The 18,441-nt window shown below is 39.4% G+C and carries 19 protein-coding genes; 13 read left to right on the top strand and 6 right to left on the bottom strand.

Translation table 11 applies throughout. From position 1 onward, the window contains the following. Window positions 1-87 precede the first annotated feature (87 nt). The 5 genes from GGR21_RS15055 (at window position 88) to GGR21_RS15035 (ending at window position 4,057) form a co-directional block, all read left to right on the top strand. Window positions 88-1,587 (top strand): CCA tRNA nucleotidyltransferase, encoded by a 1,500-nt coding sequence (locus tag GGR21_RS15055; protein WP_183308053.1) that lies wholly within the window; start codon window positions 88-90, stop codon window positions 1,585-1,587. Beyond that, entirely contained in the window at window positions 1,584-2,750 is a 1,167-nt protein-coding gene (locus GGR21_RS15050; protein ID WP_183308052.1) for a glycosyltransferase, read from the top strand. The genes GGR21_RS15055 and GGR21_RS15050 overlap by 4 nt, the downstream gene beginning before the upstream one ends. After that, the gene (locus tag GGR21_RS15045) at window positions 2,743-3,252 is read left to right on the top strand and encodes a dihydrofolate reductase (protein ID WP_183308051.1); all 510 of its coding nucleotides are present in this window, start codon (window positions 2,743-2,745) and stop codon (window positions 3,250-3,252) included. The genes GGR21_RS15050 and GGR21_RS15045 overlap by 8 nt, the downstream gene beginning before the upstream one ends. A gap of 80 nt (window positions 3,253-3,332) precedes the next feature. Next, window positions 3,333-3,488: a 50S ribosomal protein L34 gene (rpmH, locus tag GGR21_RS15040; RefSeq protein WP_183308050.1), complete on the top strand. Its 156-nt coding sequence runs from the start codon at window positions 3,333-3,335 to the stop codon at window positions 3,486-3,488. A 68-nt stretch (window positions 3,489-3,556) separates the two neighbouring features. Beyond that, window positions 3,557-4,057 carry a CvpA family protein gene (locus GGR21_RS15035; RefSeq protein WP_246348088.1) on the top strand — a complete coding sequence of 167 codons (501 nt, stop codon included), beginning with the start codon at window positions 3,557-3,559 and terminating at the stop codon, window positions 4,055-4,057. On the opposite strand, the gene trxA is transcribed toward GGR21_RS15035, so the two are convergent. Further along, window positions 4,058-4,474 (bottom strand): thioredoxin, encoded by a 417-nt coding sequence (gene trxA, locus GGR21_RS15030; protein ID WP_183308049.1) that lies wholly within the window; start codon window positions 4,472-4,474, stop codon window positions 4,058-4,060. A 158-nt stretch (window positions 4,475-4,632) separates the two neighbouring features. On the opposite strand from trxA, the gene GGR21_RS15025 reads away from it, so the two are divergent. The 6 genes from GGR21_RS15025 (at window position 4,633) to GGR21_RS15000 (ending at window position 10,392) form a co-directional block, all read left to right on the top strand. Next, entirely contained in the window at window positions 4,633-5,466 is an 834-nt protein-coding gene (locus GGR21_RS15025) for a 1-acyl-sn-glycerol-3-phosphate acyltransferase (protein ID WP_183308048.1), read from the top strand. Continuing rightward, a complete protein-coding gene (locus GGR21_RS15020) occupies window positions 5,467-6,531 on the top strand; it encodes a GNAT family N-acetyltransferase (RefSeq protein WP_183308047.1) in 1,065 nt (354 codons plus the stop codon). Next, entirely contained in the window at window positions 6,479-6,943 is a 465-nt protein-coding gene (locus GGR21_RS15015; RefSeq protein WP_183308046.1) for a methylated-DNA--[protein]-cysteine S-methyltransferase, read from the top strand. The genes GGR21_RS15020 and GGR21_RS15015 overlap by 53 nt, the downstream gene beginning before the upstream one ends. Beyond that, window positions 6,940-7,521: a Maf-like protein gene (locus GGR21_RS15010; RefSeq protein WP_183308045.1), complete on the top strand. Its 582-nt coding sequence runs from the start codon at window positions 6,940-6,942 to the stop codon at window positions 7,519-7,521. The genes GGR21_RS15015 and GGR21_RS15010 overlap by 4 nt, the downstream gene beginning before the upstream one ends. Before the next feature lie 129 nt (window positions 7,522-7,650). Next, a complete protein-coding gene (locus GGR21_RS15005) occupies window positions 7,651-8,802 on the top strand; it encodes a sensor histidine kinase (protein WP_183308044.1) in 1,152 nt (383 codons plus the stop codon). Between the two features lie 93 nt (window positions 8,803-8,895). Further along, complete coding sequence (locus GGR21_RS15000; RefSeq protein WP_183308043.1) at window positions 8,896-10,392, top strand: POT-type proton-dependent oligopeptide transporter; 1,497 nt, start codon at window positions 8,896-8,898, stop codon at window positions 10,390-10,392. 50 nt (window positions 10,393-10,442) lie between these two features. Here the strand turns inward: GGR21_RS15000 and argB are convergent, their stop codons facing one another. From argB to GGR21_RS14975, 5 genes are all read right to left on the bottom strand, one after another. Continuing rightward, a complete protein-coding gene (gene argB, locus GGR21_RS14995) occupies window positions 10,443-11,213 on the bottom strand; it encodes an acetylglutamate kinase (protein WP_183308042.1) in 771 nt (256 codons plus the stop codon). Between the two features lie 90 nt (window positions 11,214-11,303). After that, window positions 11,304-11,573 carry a 30S ribosomal protein S15 gene (rpsO, locus tag GGR21_RS14990; protein ID WP_183308041.1) on the bottom strand — a complete coding sequence of 90 codons (270 nt, stop codon included), beginning with the start codon at window positions 11,571-11,573 and terminating at the stop codon, window positions 11,304-11,306. Window positions 11,574-11,654: 81 nt separating this feature from the next. Beyond that, entirely contained in the window at window positions 11,655-13,397 is a 1,743-nt protein-coding gene (locus tag GGR21_RS14985; RefSeq protein WP_183308040.1) for a hypothetical protein, read from the bottom strand. 124 nt (window positions 13,398-13,521) lie between these two features. Beyond that, a complete protein-coding gene (locus GGR21_RS14980) occupies window positions 13,522-13,899 on the bottom strand; it encodes a DUF3127 domain-containing protein (protein WP_183308039.1) in 378 nt (125 codons plus the stop codon). 62 nt (window positions 13,900-13,961) lie between these two features. Beyond that, window positions 13,962-15,104, bottom strand: coding sequence for an AI-2E family transporter (locus GGR21_RS14975; protein WP_183308038.1), 1,143 nt, complete (start codon window positions 15,102-15,104; stop codon window positions 13,962-13,964). 88 nt (window positions 15,105-15,192) lie between these two features. Between GGR21_RS14975 and dacB the strand changes: the two genes are divergently transcribed. Next, a complete protein-coding gene (dacB, locus tag GGR21_RS14970; RefSeq protein WP_183308037.1) occupies window positions 15,193-16,638 on the top strand; it encodes a D-alanyl-D-alanine carboxypeptidase/D-alanyl-D-alanine endopeptidase in 1,446 nt (481 codons plus the stop codon). A 417-nt stretch (window positions 16,639-17,055) separates the two neighbouring features. Continuing rightward, entirely contained in the window at window positions 17,056-18,426 is a 1,371-nt protein-coding gene (locus GGR21_RS14965; protein ID WP_183308036.1) for an MFS transporter, read from the top strand. Window positions 18,427-18,441: the final 15 nt, after the last annotated feature.

Raw genomic sequence — 18,441 nt, 5'->3', positions numbered from 1 at the left:
CAATTAACAAAATAAAGATAATAAGGTTTTCTTAAATTCCCCATATAATTCAAAAATGTTTTGTTTGTTTTACCTTATTTTATTAAGATGAAAGCATTATTACTATCTTTGCAAACCAAATTCACCAATAAGCAAAAAATTATAGCTTTGTATACCAAAGACATACATAACGATCTGAAAGAGAAATTCTCGGCAAGTATATTTGAGACAATATCACAGGTAGCCGACGAAATGCAATTGGAATGTTACGCCATTGGCGGATACGTAAGAGACATTTTCCTTCATCGCCCATCAAAGGATATTGATATAGTCACTGTTGGAAAAGGCATCGAATTAGCCGAAGCCATCACCCAAAAGTTGGGTAAAGGGGCTAAATTATCTGTTTTTAAAAATTTTGGAACCGCCCAGATAAAATATAAAGACCTGGAAGTCGAATTTGTGGGTGCCCGCAAGGAATCCTACCAGCGGGATTCACGCAAACCGATAGTCGAAGACGGAACACTGGAAGATGACCAGAACCGCCGCGATTTTACGATCAATGCGCTGGCCGTTTGTCTGAACAGAGACCGTTTCGGAGAATTACTCGATCCTTTTGGCGGACTTCAGGATATGAAAAATCTCATCATCCGCACCCCCTTGGATCCGGATATTACATTCAGCGACGATCCTTTAAGAATGCTAAGAGCAATCCGGTTCTCTTCGCAACTGGGATTCGATATCGAACCCGATACATTCGACGCCATCACCCGAAATAAAGACAGGATAGAGATAATATCAAAAGAGCGCATTGTCGATGAACTGAACAAGATAGTATTATCCCCCAAACCATCCCTCGGATTCCTGCAACTAGACCAGACAGGACTTTTAGCGATAATATTTCCCGAACTGGTAGCACTGAAAGGAGCCGAAACCAAAGATGGCGTAGGCCATAAAGATAATTTCTATCATACGCTTGCGGTACTAGACAATATTGCGAAAAAAACAGATAATCTTTGGTTACGCTGGGCTGCTATATTACACGATATTGCCAAACCGGCTACCAAACGCTGGGATAATAAACTGGGATGGACTTTCCACAATCATAACTTCATCGGGGAGAAAATGATTCCGGGCATCTTTCGCCGGATGAAATTACCGCTGAATGAAAAAATGAAGTATGTGCAAAAAATGGTTACCCTGCATATGCGCCCACAGGTACTGGTAGATGAAGACATTTCCGATTCGGCTGTAAGAAGATTGCTCTTCGAAGCGGGTAACGACATAGAAGATCTGATGACACTATGTGAGGCCGACATCACATCTAAAAACGCGGAGAAAGTAAAACGATACCTTCGCAACTTCGGTGTAGTAAGACAGAAACTGAAAGATATTGAAGAGAAAGATCATATCCGTAACTTCCAGCCCCCTATTTCGGGAGAAGAAATAATGGATATATTCGGCCTGGTACCCAGCCCCGAAGTCGGCCGACTGAAATCATCTGTCAAAGACGCCATTATGGACGGAGTAATACCAAACGAATATGGCGCAGCTTATGAATACTTACTAAAGAAAGCGGAGAAAATAGGATTAAAACCTGTAAAAAAATGAAAAGGAAAAATTTCACATTAATCCTCAACCATTTCGATGATGATTATTTAGGACGGGATGTGTTTCTTGTGCCTTATTATATACAAAAAGAATGCGGATATAATGTAACTATAGTATATCCTCAGACCGGATCGAATCAAAATTTACCAGGCACGTACAGAGGTATTACCCTCCACCCTATCAAACATGGCGATAATAAAAGTCCGCATATCTATTTTCTGAAAGTAGCTGCGTATTTAATCAAAAATGCAAAAAAGATAGATATACTAATGTCCCTATACATACTTATGAAGTCGGGACGAATAGCCTTATTGTATAAGCTGCTCAATCCAAAAGGCATTTCATTTGTCAAATTAGATATACCTACTTACATGGTAGAAAGAGTATCGGCCTTTTTCAAAGATAAGGGAGCAAAAGCAAGATTCAAGAAAATATTCTATCGGGCCTATTTTAAGAGAGTAAATCTGTTTTGTTGCGAAAGTTCTGATTCTCTGGATCTATTATTGAAAGACGACTTAAATCCCTATTTCAGGGATAAAACCATACTCTTCGAAAACGGTTGCGATGATGATTTAATAAAAGAACTGGGCATAACAACTAAATCTTTTGAAGAAAAGGAAAACATTTTTATCACAGTTGGGCGATTAGGCACTTATGAGAAACATACAGACCTCTTACTGCAAGGACTGAAAAATATCGATTTTAAAGACTGGAAGGCTTATCTTGTAGGCCCGGTTAAGGAAGAATTCAAACCATATATAGATAAATTCTTCAAGGAAAACCCTCTTTTGAAAGAGAAAATCATATTCATGGGCCCCATATACGATAAAAAAGAGCTATGGGAGTTTTATAACAAAGCTAAAGTATTTATCCTGTCTTCTCTGACAGAAAGCTCAGGATTAGTACTTTATGAAGCCAAATTTTTTAAGAATTATATTATATCTACTCCTGTAGGAGCTGCAAGCAATGTTATCGCTGATGGCTGTGGTATATTGACCGATATGCATGATCCACAAATAATGGCGAACATACTGAATGAAATCACTGCGAAGGAAAGAGAAATAAATGTCTACGATAATATTGACACACTAAAGCTTCACTGGAGTTCTCAGGTAAGCAGTATATTAAAGCCAGCGTTAAACAAGATTATAAATAATGACTAATAATACAACAATATCCGTTATAGTAGCAACAGACGAAAGCAATGCAATAGGCATTAACGGCAACCTATTAGTACATCTGCCAAACGACCTGAAATATTTCAAATCCGTCACACAAGGACACCCTGTGATAATGGGGCGCAAAACATTTGAATCCTTACCTAAAGGGGCCTTGCCAAACAGGAGAAATATAGTGATTACCGGAAACAGGGATCTTCATTTCGAAAATTGCGAGATGGTTTCATCCATCGAGGAAGCTATAAAATTATGTAAGAATGAACCTGAGATATTTTTCATCGGAGGAGGCACAATTTATAAAGAAGCTATCAATTTTGCGGATAAATTATATCTGACACGTATCCATCACAAATTTGAGGGAGCCGACACTTTCTTCCCCGCCGTGGATTCTACTACATGGAGAAAAGTAAACAGAGAAGACCATCCGTCAGATGAGAAGCATAAATATGCCTACAGTTTCATTGTTTTTGAGAAAATAAAATGTTAATAACTTGTTTATTTTAAATAAACATCCTATTTTTGCAACCCGAATCTGAAACGAAATAATAACAGAAAATATATATAGCGATGAAAAGAACTTTTCAACCATCAAACAGAAAGCGCAAAAACAAACATGGTTTTCGCTCAAGAATGGCTACTGCAAACGGACGCAGAGTATTAGCTTCACGCAGGGCCAAAGGCAGAAGTAAACTATCAGTTTCTGACGAATACCCTAAAAACTAAGAACGAACAACGTTTTTAAGCATACGACAAAGAGTAGGAATTAATTTTAATTCTTACTTTTGTTGTTTATGGACACAATGAACTGGTTTGATATAGTCGTTATCGTATTAATACTGATAACCCTTATAAAAGGATTTTTCTCGGGATTGGTCATGCAGGTAGCCACACTCGCAGGCCTTATATTAGGCGCTATCTTTGCCGGAAAGCTTTCGGAACTCATCGCTCCCGAACTCATCAAACTGACAGACGCCTCTCCTCATATCATAGGCCCCTTATCTTACATCATTGCTTTTATAGCCATTATCGTTATACTATTTCTCGCAGGAAAAATGATCGAATCATTTATGGATGCCCTGGCGATGAATACACTGAACAGACTGGCAGGAGCCGTATTCTGTGCAGCCAAATGGATTATACTGACAAGTATATTACTGAATCTTATTGTAGAATTCGATCAGGATAAGAAAATAATAAAAGAGGATGTGCGCAGCCAATCCTACACTTATCCCCTTATATCTGAAGTGGCAAAGACAGTAATACCTTATCTCCGCTTCGACTGGATCAAATAATTATTTCTTCCACGAATATTTTTCTATAAGTTCTACAAAATTTTCTTTTTTCACCAAACCGACAACCCGCTCTACCTCTTTCCCATCTTTATAAACAACAATTGTAGGCAAAGCCTCCACTCCCTGCTCTATAGCAAACTTCTTATAGTTATCCACATTCAGTTTTCCTATTTTCACCGAATCTTTATACTCTCCTGCCAGCTCTTCCAGAACGGGCGCTATACGACGGCAAGGTCCGCACCAGGCAGCCCAAAAGTCAACAAAGACAAGCCCCTTAGCTGTTTCTGCTTTATAATTGGATGACGAAAGAATAACTATCAACGGTTTCTCTTTTCCTCCATCTTTGGCATATACAGATGAGCCTGATATAGCAAATCCCGTCATCAATAAAAAAATGGCTAATATCTTATTTTTCATAATTCTATGTAATTTAATACTCCTCACTATTAGTAATAACTTCACAAATATAATAGCTAAGATCTATCAAATATTAACATCGATAACTATTTATAGTTTTTTAAAAGTATATAATAAGATAAAATCCATTACTTTTGTAAGCTGAAAGGAATATTTGAATGAATTACGAACCTCAGATACTCGATCTGGATAAAGTATTACAGGAAAAGGCTCCGGGAATTTATAACAAAACACCTCGTTTTATTATAAATTATCTGAAACGCAAGATCCATTTGAACGAGCTCAATGAAATACTCACCATATATGCAAATAAATATGGTGTGGACTTTATGGAAGCTGTCGTAGGCTATTTCGGTCTGAAGCTGGATGTTAAAGGACTGGAAAATATACCGGCCAATGGAAGGTATATTTTTGCATCGAATCACCCGCTTGGGGGATTGGACGGGATCTGTTTATCAGCTGTTATCGGTGAAAAGTTTGATAAAAAAATAAAGTATGTGGTAAACGATGTTCTTTACTTCATCAAGAACCTGCAACCAATATTCCTCCCTGTAAACAAATACGGCAAGCAATCGAAAGAAAGTACGGCGACTATCAACGATGCGTATAATTCTGATGATCAAATTATAACTTTCCCTGCAGGCTTATGCTCCCGTAAAGAAAAAGGCAAAATAATAGATCTGCCCTGGCAGAAAAATTTCATACAAAAAGCTATCGAATCGAAAAGAGATATAGTTCCGGTTCACTTTGAAGGGAAAAATTCGAATTTCTTTTATAGATTTGCAAACATAAGGAAACGTTTAGGCATAAAATTTAATATAGAATTAATCTTTTTGCCTGATGAAATGTTTAAGAACAAAGGCGAAACGTTTTTTATCACCGTCGGCGAACCAATTCCATACACCATGTTCGACAACACAAGAACTACCCGGCAATGGGCAGAATATGTAAAAGAAAAATCTTACTCTCTGGCGAAAATAAACAAACAATAGATGGAAACAATCATCTCACCAATAAATAAAGATTTGCTGAAAGCCGAATTGACAAGGGACAAATTCCTGAGAAAAACCAATAAGGCGAATAACGAGATCTATATAATCACACATCACAATTCACCCAATGTGATGCGCGAAATAGGGCGCCTGCGTGAGATCGCATTCCGCTATTATGGAGGTGGCACAGGAAAGGCCATAGACATCGACGAATACGATACGATGGACAATCCGTACAAACAACTGATCGTATGGAATCCCGATGCTGAAGAAATTATCGGAGGTTACCGGTTTATATGCGGCCCCGATATTGTCTTCGATAAGAATGACGAGCCTGTACTCGCGACTTCTCATTTATTCCATTTTTCTAAAAAGTTTATCAAGGAGTACCTGCCATACACTTTCGAATTAGGGCGCTCTTTCGTTACGCTCGAATATCAGTCTACTTTGGCTGGATCGAAAGGGATCTTTGCCCTGGATAATCTATGGGACGGATTGGGTGCATTATCGGTTGCCGACCCGTCAATGAAATACTTCTTTGGCAAGGTAACGATGTACGACACATACAACACCAATGCCCGGGATATGATCCTGTATTTCCTGAACAAATACTTTCCCGATCCCGACAGGCTGGTATGGCCAAAACAGGCCTTGCACATAGAAACCAACGAACGGAAACTGAAACGGATGTTTGACGGGGAAACATTCAAATACGATTATAAGATACTAAACACATCAGTGCGCAGACTTGGGCTTAATATTCCACCATTAGTAAATGCATACATGAGCCTATCCCCCCAAATGAAAGTATTCGGCACGGCAGTTAACGACACTTTCGGCAATGTGGAGGAAACAGGCATACTGATCAACGTGGATGAAATACTCGAAGAAAAGAAAAAACGCCATATAGAGTCCTACCTCCAGGACAAACCATCGAAACGTTTTCTAAAAAGGCTGCGTCAGATGATAAACTGGAGCTGGTATAAAGGAGAAAACAAACCCAAAAAGAAAAATGAAGGCTTTTTTACAATCACCCGTAGGAGTTATCGAAATAGAGGAGAATGACGGTTACATCTCTTCTGTAAGAATCGCAGACAAAATACCGGAAAAAGAGCCTGAAACAAATCCGGTTTTAAATAAAGCAATATCTCAACTGAATGAGTACTTCACAGGAAAGAGAAAGAATTTTGATCTTCCGCTGAAACAATCAGGAACGCAATTTCAACAAAAAGCCTGGGATTACCTGTCTTCTATCCCTTACGGAGAAACTGTGTCCTACAAGGCGGAAGCCATAGCCGTAAGCTCCGAAAAAGCATGCAGGGCTGTAGGCTCAGCCAACGGGAAGAACAATCTCGCTATCGTAGTCCCATGTCACCGTGTAGTAAATGAAGGCGGCAAACCGGGCGGATATGCTTACGGACTGGAAGTTAAGAAACAATTACTGGATCTCGAACAACGTTATAAAAATACTTTATGATACTCGACCTGTCTCAATACCATGTTATCCTCGCTTCTAATTCGCCCCGCAGGAAAGAACTACTATCCGGACTGGATATTAATTACGAGATAAAAACATTACCTGATATTGATGAATCATATCCCAATGATTTGCAGGGAGATGACATAGCTACCTATATCGCAAAAGAGAAAGCGGATGCTTATACCTCTTATATGCAGGATAATACTCTGCTGATCACAGCTGATACCATTGTTTTACTTGATGGAAAGGTTTATGGTAAACCCATAGATGAAGAAAATGCTAAGCAAATGCTCCGTGACCTGTCCGGAAAAACGCACAAAGTAATCACAGGCGTTTGCATTACTACTAAAAAGAAACAAAAGATATTTGCCGTATCGTCGGAAGTCCGCTTTGCCAATCTGGAAGAAGATGAAATACAATATTATGTATCAAAATACAAACCTCTGGATAAGGCCGGAGCATACGGTGTGCAGGAATGGATTGGCTATATCGCCGTGGAATATATATCCGGCTCTTATTTCAATATAATGGGATTGCCTATACAGCGGCTTTACCGGGAACTGAAAAACTTTTAGAAAACTCCTCTACTCAGATAAAACAACTATCTTTAAGGCCGCAGACCTTTTTGTTGTCTATCTGTATACAACAACAGGTTACTATAACGTTAAAATATAGCATGAAGTACACTCTTTCACTTATTTTATATGAAAATAGTTGAAAACAATAAGGTTCTCTTGCGATATCTCTTTATTGCGATAGCTATAATAATAGCTTTCGGTTCGCTTATTGTATCTCACTACCTGGTGAAAGACCTGTCGAAAGAAGAACGCAATAAAATGGAGATCTGGGCTGAGGCTACAAAAGAGGTTGCCAGTGATATGGAAAACCCGAATATGAATCTTGTTGTACAGGTCTTAAACAGCAATACCACGATTCCCGTTATTTTATACGACAAAAAAGAAAATTACTACACTTCAGCCAATATCGATCTCCCGGCGGTCAATGAACAGGATTATTTAAAGGAAAAAGCAAAGAAATTCGAGAAGAGTCACAAGCCTATCATTATAGAAGTAGAAGACTTCGATCAGTATATTTATTACGACGATTCATATACACTAAAGCACTTGCAATTATATCCCTATATACAGATAGGGGTATTACTAATTTTTATGGTTACAGCCTTTTTTGCCCTTTTCACGACCATGCGCATGGAACAGGACAGATTATGGGTAGGACTGTCAAAAGAAACAGCCCATCAGTTGGGCACGCCTATCTCCTCCCTCCTGGCATGGATCGAATACCTGAAACTGAAAGACGCTGATCAGGGGATAGTTTCTGATATGGAAAAGGACATAGACCGTCTGCAAATGATTACCGACCGGTTTTCCAAAATAGGTTCTGCCCCTGCCCTTAAAAAAGAGAATATAGAAGAACTTATTCAACGGACAATTATATACCTGGAAAAAAGGATTTCAAAAAAGGTTATATTTGAAACTCACTTCCAATCCGCCCCACTCTATGCCGAAGTCAGCGAATCCCTATTAAGCTGGGTAATAGAAAACCTTACAAAAAATGCGGTGGATGCAATGGGAGGACAAGGCAGGATTACCTATATCCTCTCCGAAACGGATAAAAATATTGTTCTTGACATCAAAGACACCGGAAAAGGAATACCAAAATCTAAATTCAAAACGATCTTCAATCCCGGATTCACCACAAAAGAACGGGGCTGGGGACTTGGACTATCTCTAGCGAAAAGAATAATAGAATCGTACCATAGAGGAAAAATCTATGTAAAATCATCTGAAATAGATGTCGGAACAACTTTCTGTATAGAATTAAAAAAGGTGAAATAGTAGCATAGCGATAGTTAAAAAGCTTCTCTATTTGGAATATTTTACTATTTTTGTATCAATTCGTCTAAATTTTAACAATTCTATTACTACCTAATGACTAAATTTTCAAGAGCTTTTTGGGTCGCTAATACCGTAGAACTATTAGAGCGATTGGCGTACTATGCTGTTTTTATTTCGTTAACTTTATATCTATCCAACATCTGGGGATTCAGCGACGTTGAAGCTGGAATCATTGCCGGTACATTTTCAGCATTACTATACTTTCTTCCTACATTTCTGGGAGCATATTCCGATAAAATAGGTTTCCGTAATGCTATCATGACCGCCTTTGCCTTACTCACCGTAGGGTATTTTGCTTTAGGGCTCGTACCTACATTCCTAGAAAGTGCAGGCCTTGTTACCTATGGAGCAGGGAATGCTGTAGGATTAGGAGAAAACGCAAACAATTCCAGCTGGATCATCGAAACATTCAGGTCTTTCTTTGTATCGATCGGAGTCGGAAACTTCGACCAGCTTACCAGTTTCACAGGATTGAGGGAAAGCGCACAACAGTGGACTATTGTACCTATATTATTATTTATTGTTGTTGGAGGGGCTTTCATAAAATCCGTTATTTCAGGAACCGTAGCAAAAGAAACAACCGCAGATACAAGAGCCAGAGGATTTGCTATTTTCTATATGATGGTCAATATTGGTGCCTTTACAGGTAAAACCGTAGTAGACCCATTACGTAAAAGTATCGGGGACCAGGGTCTCGTCTATCTGAATTACTTTTCTGCGTCAATGACACTGATCGCACTAGTTGTAGTTTATTTCATGTATAAATCCACACAAACGGCAGGACAGGGTAAGAGTTTTTCCGATATATGGAAAGCATTGATAAAGGTATGCCAAAACGGCCGTCTTGTAGCACTCATCCTCATTACCAGCGGATTCTGGATTGTACAGCAACAGATGTACGCATCTATGCCAAAATATGTCATCAGGATGGTTGGAGCAGATGCTTCTCCCGGATGGATTGCCAATGTGAATCCTTTTGTTGTATTCCTGCTGGTAAACCTTGTTACCACCATTATGAAAAAGCGTACAGCGCTTTCATCCATTATGGTCGGAATGTTTATTATACCTTTTTCAGCTCTGATAATGTCGTTCGGCAATATGATGGGAGGAGAACTTATATCTGTTTTCGGATGGTTTACCATACACCCTGTCACTCTCACTTTGATCATAGGTATCGCATTCCAGGCTTTAGCCGAATGTTTCATTTCTCCTCGGTTTCTCGAATATTTTTCCTTACAGTCGCCCAAAGGAGAAGAAGGTCTTTATTTAGGATTTAGCCACCTGCACTCATTTGTATCATCTTTAGTGAGTTTTATAGTCGCAGGATTCTTATTGGAAAAGTTCTGTCCTGATCCTACATCCGAAAGGTTTGCCAATTCAACAAACTTTGCCGCCGATTACGCCGCGGCAACAGCCAATGCCCATTATTTATGGTATGTATTTTTTGCCATTGGTTTTGTATCGGCAGTAGCATTAATTATTTACGGGCGCATAGTAAAACGGTTGGATGCAAAGAAAGTAACAGGATAAAATATCATTTAAAAGAAGGTGTCAATCGGGATACCTTCTTCTTTTTACAATCATATCATTACAGTTGTTCCTGTTTCTTTTCCTATTTGCGAAGCCTCGGTAATGATTACTTTTTTTACACCTGCATCTAAAGCTTCAAAAGCATTTTCCAGTTTAGGAATCATGCCTCCCTGAATAACTTTCTCCGCAATCAGTTTTTCAAAATCAGCTTTTCTCAAAACAGGAATTACACTATCATCATCGTTTTCGTCCATCAAAACTCCCTTTTTCTCGAAACAGTAGACTAGCTCCACGTCAAATTTCTGAGCCAAACCTTTTGCCGTTTCTCCTGCGATAGTATCGGCGTTTGTATTTAATATGTTGCCTTGCTTGTCATGTGTCAATGGCGCCAGAACAGGGACAATACCCAATGAGATAAGATTCGATAGCATTTCTCCATTCACTTCTTTCACATCTCCGACAAAGCCATAATCAATATCTTTCACAGGACGCTTTTCCGAACGGATAATATTCAGGTCGGTACCTGTAAGGCCTAAAGCATTTACGCCTAAAGCCTGCAAGCCCGCTACTATATTTTTATTGACTAATCCTCCATATACCATAGTAACTACTTCCAGTGTGGCCTTGTCTGTTATCCGGCGGCCATTCACCATATGGCTTTCAATACCTAACCTTTCGGCCAGTTTTGTAGCCGAACGCCCGCCTCCGTGCACAAGAAGTTTATATCCCTCGATTTTCGAAAAGCCGGATAATAGTTGATGCAAGGACTGTTCCTCTTCAACTATCTTTCCTCCTACTTTTATAATGGTCAGCTTCTCCATAGCAATTTTCTAACTTTAAAATGTATACAAAGAAAAAGAGATTGTCTCTAATAAAGAAACAATCTCTTAATAAATTTTCCGCACGAAAGATTACTTTCTTAAGCCCAGTTCTTTGATGATCGCGCGATATCTTTCGATATCATTTGCAATCAGGTAATCGAGTAAACGACGACGTTTACCTACAAGGCGTCTCAATGATCTTTCTGTGTTATAGTCCTTCTTATTTAACTTGAGGTGCTCAGTTAAATGCGAAATACGGTATGAAAACAATGCTATCTGAGCTTCAGGCGAGCCAGTATCAGTGTTAGACTTTCCGTACTTTGCGAAGAGTTCTTGCTTTTTAGCTGAATCTAAATACATACGTTATTATTTATAATTTATTTAAACGAGGTGCAAAGATAAAATTTATTTTTTGATATACAAACATTTAAGCCCTCATTTTTAGGGCAGAACACTATCAGAAAATTCAACCAGACGGATATATCCTGCTTTCCCCACGATCTCTTCATAGCTTGTGCCTGTAGCGGCAATATGCATTTCATATTCCGAATTAGCGGCGACAAACATCCCCATATATTGATCGTTCTGTTTGTATATACAGATACTCCATGGTTTGCCGTTAACAGAGGTTACGCTTGCATGCAATACGGTAATCATTTTGTATGAACTGAATCCTCGCTTGAAATTCTCGGTATATGTTTTCCTGTCCATTGGCGAATCCTGTAACTTAGATATATTGTAGTAGACACCTTCGGGGCTCATAGAATAAATAGTCAACCTTTTGTCGCTATTATTTACAGGCACGGCTTCCACCACTCCGTCTTTCATTTCCACACGATCACTTCCTACCGAACAATACCATTGGTTATCAGGGCCTAATATACGAAGTTTCATTTTCACATTGGGTAGCATACATAGCATTGTCTTACTCTCATCTATATATGGGATTTCCAATGGAACGTCTAACTGAACAGGTTTAGCTTTTTTCATCCCGAAGCATCCGCCCAATGTATTACAGACATTCCCCGAGGCTCTGTCTTTAAGTTGCGGCTGGTCAATCTTTATTGACGATAATATCCTGTCTGCCAAAGGCATCGTTTGCGCTGTTACTCCACCGAACGACAACCAGTGAGTAATCCCATTTGCTTCGTAATAGGTATCGATAGTGGCCATTTCCTCTGTCCCATATAGCGTTACAGGCATAGCTATGCCATCAATGTTTATTGTCTTTTGCACAGAATAGCTTACCATCGAGGCCATATGCTTTATCATATCTTCCATATTCACATTCGATGCTTTGGTATAGCTACGGATAGTAAATGTGAGCGAATCAGATCTAAACCATGTCATCATCATCGGGTTATCGTATAAATCGAGGCTATCCATTACAATACGGATACCAGACTCGTCGCCCGACTCCCGCATCTGTCTGCCATTGACTCGGTAGTTCCAACCGGCAGGAATGGTTGCCTGTATATCGAAGACATCCCATGTATAAGTGCTTTGCTTTTCCCTCACACCTTCCCAAACCAAGAATTTATATAGTTCGGGATCGTATGTATCTTTCTTTTTATCGAAATAACCATATTTTATTCTATCCTCGTATTTCCGCAGTTGATTTCTCAGATCTTTCGATTGTATGTTCCTGATAATATTCTGATACTGTTTTTTTATCTTTTCGGGAGCTTCTGTCTTCATATAAAACGAAAACAAAAAATCTTCATGATGAATATAATGATAATCTATACTATTTTCGGAAATTGAATAGGTTTCTTTATTCAGCTTTGTTTTCAAAGCGGGTAGCTGCTTTATACCCGATTGCAGGGCAAGTTCCCTTTTCTTCTTATAGAAACTGGCAATGGGCAACCGGCTTATCTCCATATAAAGATAATATTCATTACAGTCGGGAACCGAAAAAGAAAAAAGCCCCGCCCCTTCTTCTTCCCCTATCTTATCAAGATCGAAGCAATAGACAGTTTCAGTATCTATCTCAAACATTACTTTTTTGTCGGAAATCTGCGGTGTCCTGAAACCGGCTTTGGCCGGTAAAGGTATAGACATGTCAAACTGAGGAAGGTTGAGTGTATATTTTTCTTTCATGCTGATGAAAGAATATTTAACCTGTGCTTGTGTGCTGACAATGATGCAGAACAACAGAGCTGCAATCATGCTTACTCTTTTCATATCAAGGTATTGTATTAAGGTCTTAACCAATCGATGCCAAAAGGAAAAGAGTTTTTGTCTTTTCTGTTTTGGCATCGATTAATAAAAATTTATTTCGATAGAGTTACTCTGACTCAATATTACATTAAAAAGGCAGGTCGTCAGCATCGTCACCACTTGTAAAGTCTACAGGAGGTGCTGCCGGTGCCTGTTGTTGATTCTGCGCGCCATATGCCGCAGGTGGAACCTGTTCTCCCATTCCCGCAGGATCTACTTTCCATGCGCGCAGGTCGGTATACCAGTTTCCGTTGTATTCACGGCTTTCCGCATCGAACTGTACATCTAGCATAGTCCCTTCTTGCAAGGCCGCTACATTTATTTTATCTCCCCAAATGGTAACACAAACTTTTTTTGGATACATTCCATCTGTTTCCAAAATGATGCTTTGTTTACGCCATTCTCCGTTTTTACCCATACCTGTCTGCACAGGCAATACCTGAATCAGTTTTGCTATTAATTGCATTATCCTAAGTTTATATTTTCTATTCAATTCGAAGCCCAAAGGTACTAAAATTTAGCTTAAAATCAAGGCTTGTCATCATCAAAATGAAATTCCTGCTGAGCGCTACCCATTGCATGTATCCTTTCGGCAGACACTATAAATTCCTTATAATAAGACAGAAGCAGGGTGGTTAGTGGTATTGCGATAATCATTCCCACGACACCAAGAAGCGAGCCCCACACCGATAGGGATAACAATATAATGGCTGGGTTGAGCCCCATAGCCTTACCCATTATACGGGGAACAAGGAACAAATCCATTATACATTGTACAATGACATAAATCAGAGCGACAAGCCCTATCATCACCCAAAAACTATCGTCAGTCTGCGAAGCATGCAGCCAACACAGAAGAATTGCCGGAGGGAATGTTATTACCTGCAAATACGGTATCATATGCACAAGTCCCACAATAATACCGAATATAATAGCCATCGGCAACCCTATTATCTGAAACCCTGCGGCATATAGAACCGCCAGAATGCAGCAAATAAATGCCTGGTGACGGAAATAACGGTTCATATTAGTCTCCACATCCAGTGTTATACGGCCTACTACTTCACGGTATTTAGGAGGAATGAGGTAGCGCCATAGCTCGTTTATCTTATCATAATCGAGAAGGATGAAAATCAGATAAAGCATCACAATAAACACTACAGTAAGTCCCAGAAGGAAAGAAACCGTATTGGAGAAAAGGGACTCTACTGCCGGCCCCAGGAATTTAAATATTTCGACCAGATTTTCCTTTGTCAACGCTTCCTGTATTTCCTTGTAGTCAACATACTGGGCGATAAGATCCGATACACTGACCGGAACACCGTTTTTGCTGATCGAACTAAGATCGTAAGTGGCTATCAGATTATTTATCTGCCATATTTCGTTTTCGATGAGCGGAACCAGAATAAAGCCTAAAAGCGTTAATGCCCCTGCCACAGACAATAGTGTAAGAATTACCGCTAAAGAATGAGCCAGTCTCAATTTCCTCTGATAAAAACGCACCAGTGGATTTAACATATATGCCAGCAACCATGCGATAAAAAAAGGTAATAAAACATTCCTGAGTATATAAAGAAAGTACAAGCTGGCACCTATTGCCAGAACACTTATCAACAAACGAATAGCTCTATCAAATGTAAAAGGTTTTTCAAAGGGCTGACCTAATGACATATTGGAAAGGAATAAGGTGATTGAACTTTTTAGTATATCTTTACAAAGATATTTTATTTTTCGAATTATCAGAAACAATTTGTAAACGATGAAATCAAAGTTTCAATATTTATTACTCCTTTTACTCTTAACGCCTTACATTTTAAATGCACAAGCTAAGCAAAGCGCCATCCAGCAATTTCTTAATATCCCCGGATTGAAACACGCGTCGGTAGGCATTTGTGTAAAAGATATGACGGGTAAGCAGATAAATGGCCATAATGCCGATAAATCATATACTCCGGCTTCCATACTAAAAGTGATAACAACAGCAACCGCATTGGAAACACTGGGGGCAGATTACCGATACAAAACAACTCTGTCGAAAGATAAGGATAAAGAGAATCATTTGCTTATTCATGGTTACGGAGATCCTACGCTGGGGACACAACATCTCGAAAATTTCCCCTTTATTTTTTTATCTGAATGGGAAAAGCAGATAAAACAAAACATCGATACAACACAATCATTAGATATCACTGTTATAGACGATTATTTCGGATATGACGGAGTTTCTCAACGATGGATATATCAGGATATGGGAAGCTATTATGCCGCTGCCGCATATGGTATCAGTATTTTCGACAATACCTATGAATTATATTTCAACACGACACGAATAGATACCTGCCCTATTATAACAGAGATACGGCCTCATCTGGATATCATATTTACGAATACACTGCGGACAAACACCTCCGGGCGTGACAACGGCTACATACATGGTGAACCCCGCTCGATGAAGCGGCTTCTCACCGGAAATATTCCGGGTGGAAAAACCTCATTCAGTATAAAGGGAGATATTCCCAATCCCGGCTTATGTCTTGGACAAACCCTGGCCACCCGCCTCATAGAAGAAGGCTTGGATATCGCCGAAGTAAACACAACCTATGATAAATATCTCGGACAAATGTATGCTGCTGAAAGATCATCTTTCGCAGAAGAAATATTCTATACACACAACTCATTCCCGCTGAAGGATATAATAAAAGATACGAATGTACGCAGCAACAACCATTATGCCGAACATCTGATAAGAACCGTAGGACGGACAAAGAACAAAGATATATACTCATCCGCCCTCGACGAAGGCATCGAAAAAACAAGCCAACTCTGGAAAGCGAGAGGGTTGAACACCGATGCGCTGATGATGTTCGACGGTAGCGGGCTATCTCCGTCTAATGCCGTCAGTCCGGCTTTTATGTGTGACCTGCTGGTTTACATGCAGGCAAAAAGTAAGAATGCAAAAACATTTCTGGAATCATTACCCCAGGCAGGAAAAGACGGCACAGTTCGCAGCAGGCTGAGAGGAACACGGCTGGCAGGCAAAATATTTATGAAAAGCGGAAGCATATACGGCGTACAATGCTTTGCCGGATATTATATAAACGGAGACAAGAAATATGCGTTTACCATCATGGTAAATAAATTCACCGGGCAACGCAGCCAGATAACAAAAGGGATAGACAATCTTTTACTGGCTTTGTTTCCTTAATTCATATTGGGCTAATAATAGTTAAATATTGCATCTTTTTACGGAAACTTTATCTCTATAGAAAATTTAAAGATTCAATGTTTAAATATTTAATAATTATCCTTTGCGGCTTAGCGTCTTTACGAGGAATTCTACTCTCTAATCTTGTCGTGCTAGAGCGAAGCGAGGCATCTAAAAAAGGAAGATCCTTCGTTCCTCAGAAACAACTGTTGGCTCCGCCGATTCTTCGAATTCGACGGAATGAAATGTAGTCAATGACAAAAAGGAAATCAAAAACTAAAATATGCGTAAACTTTGTCAACTTTTAACTTTTGAAATATTCAAAACTACTTTCTGTTACTTATCTAAGAACGTTTTATAAATCTTTTCTATACATTTGCATGACTAAAATTCGAAAAATATTATAAACTCAAAAAAATGACCGAAATATTAAGACAAAAACTAAGTGACTCCAAAGCAGCCCGGTGGACTGTTCTCTGCGTTGTCGCCTTTACAATGTTTTGTGGATATTACATTACCGATGTAATGGCACCGTTGATGGATATGTTACAGGTAGAATTAAAATGGGATGCCAACGAATACGGAATCTTCACCAGTGCATACGGATGGTTCAACGTTATGTTGTTTATGCTCATTATCAGCGGCATAATACTCGATAAACTTGGAGTAAGATGGACAGGGATTATGTCTTGCGCACTAATGATAATAGGTTGTGCTTTGAAATATTATTCTGTAGCCAATCCCGATCTATTCACAGGAACTGTCTTCGGCATAAAATCACAGGTTATTTCGGCCAGTATCGGATTTGCAATATTCGGTGTAGGTATAGAAACCGCAGGGATCACTGTCACAAAAGTAATCGCCCGATGGTTTAAAGGACACGAGATAGCTTTAGCAATGGGTATTCAGGTAGCAGTAGCACGAATTGGCACAGGTCTGGCTATAGGTACAGCCATCCCCCTTGCTGAAGGTTTGGGTAGTTTATCTGCACCAATACTGCTTGGATTAGCGTTTTTATGCATAGGCACTATTTCTTACCTGGTATTTTGCGTAATGGACAGAAGGCTGGATGCTTCTGTGAAAGATATGGATGAAGAACCTGAAGAACCATTTAAGATTAAAGACATTTTCTTCATCATCGGGAACAAGGGATTCTGGCTTATTGCGCTTTTATGTGTCTTGTTCTATTCTGCCGTATTCCCATTCCTGAAATTTGCGACATCGGTGATGATCAATAAATATAGCGTCGAGCCAAAACTCGCGGGGCTCATTCCTTTAATCTTACCTTTTGGAACAGTGTTGTTAACACCTCTATTCGGCGGAATATATGACAAGAAAGGCAAAGGGGCTACAATAATGGCAATAGGTGCAATATTATTAATTATTGTTCATTTCTTATTATCGCTGCCGTTCAACTACTGGTGGTTTGCAGCTATTCTTATGGTAGTACTTGGCGTTGCATTCTCTCTTGTCCCGTCAGCCATGTGGCCTTCCGTCCCCAAAATCATACCGCAAAACAAACTTGGCACAGCCTACGGTCTTATTTTCTGGGTGCAAAATATAGGGCTCAGTGGAGTTCCTCTGTTAATAGGCTGGGTATTGAATAAATATTGCATAATAGGAGAAAAGATTGATGACAAAGGAAAGATATCTACCCTTTACGACTATACCATCCCTATGATAATTTTCACCTGCTTCGGCATACTAGCCCTATTTGTCGCATTCTTACTGAAACACGAAGACAAGAAAAAAGGCTACGGGCTCGAACAACCAAATATTAAGAAATAAAACTCAAAGTCCGGC

The organism is Dysgonomonas hofstadii (assembly GCF_014196915.1).
Lineage (GTDB): Bacteria > Bacteroidota > Bacteroidia > Bacteroidales > Dysgonomonadaceae > Dysgonomonas > Dysgonomonas hofstadii.
This window is presented reverse-complemented; position numbering and strand designations above follow the sequence as displayed.

Excerpts from the sequence above, each read along its gene's own strand:
- GGR21_RS15035 (WP_246348088.1), top strand. The coding sequence starts at position 3,557 with ATGGACACAATGAACTGGTTTGATATAGTCGTTATCGTATTAATACTG.
- GGR21_RS14965 (WP_183308036.1), top strand. The coding sequence starts at position 17,056 with ATGACCGAAATATTAAGACAAAAACTAAGTGACTCCAAAGCAGCCCGG.
- GGR21_RS15000 (WP_183308043.1), top strand. The coding sequence starts at position 8,896 with ATGACTAAATTTTCAAGAGCTTTTTGGGTCGCTAATACCGTAGAACTA.
- GGR21_RS15015 (WP_183308046.1), top strand. The coding sequence starts at position 6,479 with ATGAAGGCTTTTTTACAATCACCCGTAGGAGTTATCGAAATAGAGGAG.
- GGR21_RS14980 (WP_183308039.1), bottom strand. The coding sequence starts at position 13,899 with ATGCAATTAATAGCAAAACTGATTCAGGTATTGCCTGTGCAGACAGGT.
- GGR21_RS15020 (WP_183308047.1), top strand. The coding sequence starts at position 5,467 with ATGGAAACAATCATCTCACCAATAAATAAAGATTTGCTGAAAGCCGAA.
- rpsO (WP_183308041.1), bottom strand. The coding sequence starts at position 11,573 with ATGTATTTAGATTCAGCTAAAAAGCAAGAACTCTTCGCAAAGTACGGA.
- rpmH (WP_183308050.1), top strand. The coding sequence starts at position 3,333 with ATGAAAAGAACTTTTCAACCATCAAACAGAAAGCGCAAAAACAAACAT.
- GGR21_RS14985 (WP_183308040.1), bottom strand. The coding sequence starts at position 13,397 with ATGAAAAGAGTAAGCATGATTGCAGCTCTGTTGTTCTGCATCATTGTC.
- GGR21_RS15055 (WP_183308053.1), top strand. The coding sequence starts at position 88 with ATGAAAGCATTATTACTATCTTTGCAAACCAAATTCACCAATAAGCAA.
- GGR21_RS15045 (WP_183308051.1), top strand. The coding sequence starts at position 2,743 with ATGACTAATAATACAACAATATCCGTTATAGTAGCAACAGACGAAAGC.
- argB (WP_183308042.1), bottom strand. The coding sequence starts at position 11,213 with ATGGAGAAGCTGACCATTATAAAAGTAGGAGGAAAGATAGTTGAAGAG.
- GGR21_RS15010 (WP_183308045.1), top strand. The coding sequence starts at position 6,940 with ATGATACTCGACCTGTCTCAATACCATGTTATCCTCGCTTCTAATTCG.
- GGR21_RS15050 (WP_183308052.1), top strand. The coding sequence starts at position 1,584 with ATGAAAAGGAAAAATTTCACATTAATCCTCAACCATTTCGATGATGAT.
- GGR21_RS15005 (WP_183308044.1), top strand. The coding sequence starts at position 7,651 with ATGAAAATAGTTGAAAACAATAAGGTTCTCTTGCGATATCTCTTTATT.
- dacB (WP_183308037.1), top strand. The coding sequence starts at position 15,193 with ATGAAATCAAAGTTTCAATATTTATTACTCCTTTTACTCTTAACGCCT.
- trxA (WP_183308049.1), bottom strand. The coding sequence starts at position 4,474 with ATGAAAAATAAGATATTAGCCATTTTTTTATTGATGACGGGATTTGCT.
- GGR21_RS14975 (WP_183308038.1), bottom strand. The coding sequence starts at position 15,104 with ATGTCATTAGGTCAGCCCTTTGAAAAACCTTTTACATTTGATAGAGCT.
- GGR21_RS15025 (WP_183308048.1), top strand. The coding sequence starts at position 4,633 with ATGAATTACGAACCTCAGATACTCGATCTGGATAAAGTATTACAGGAA.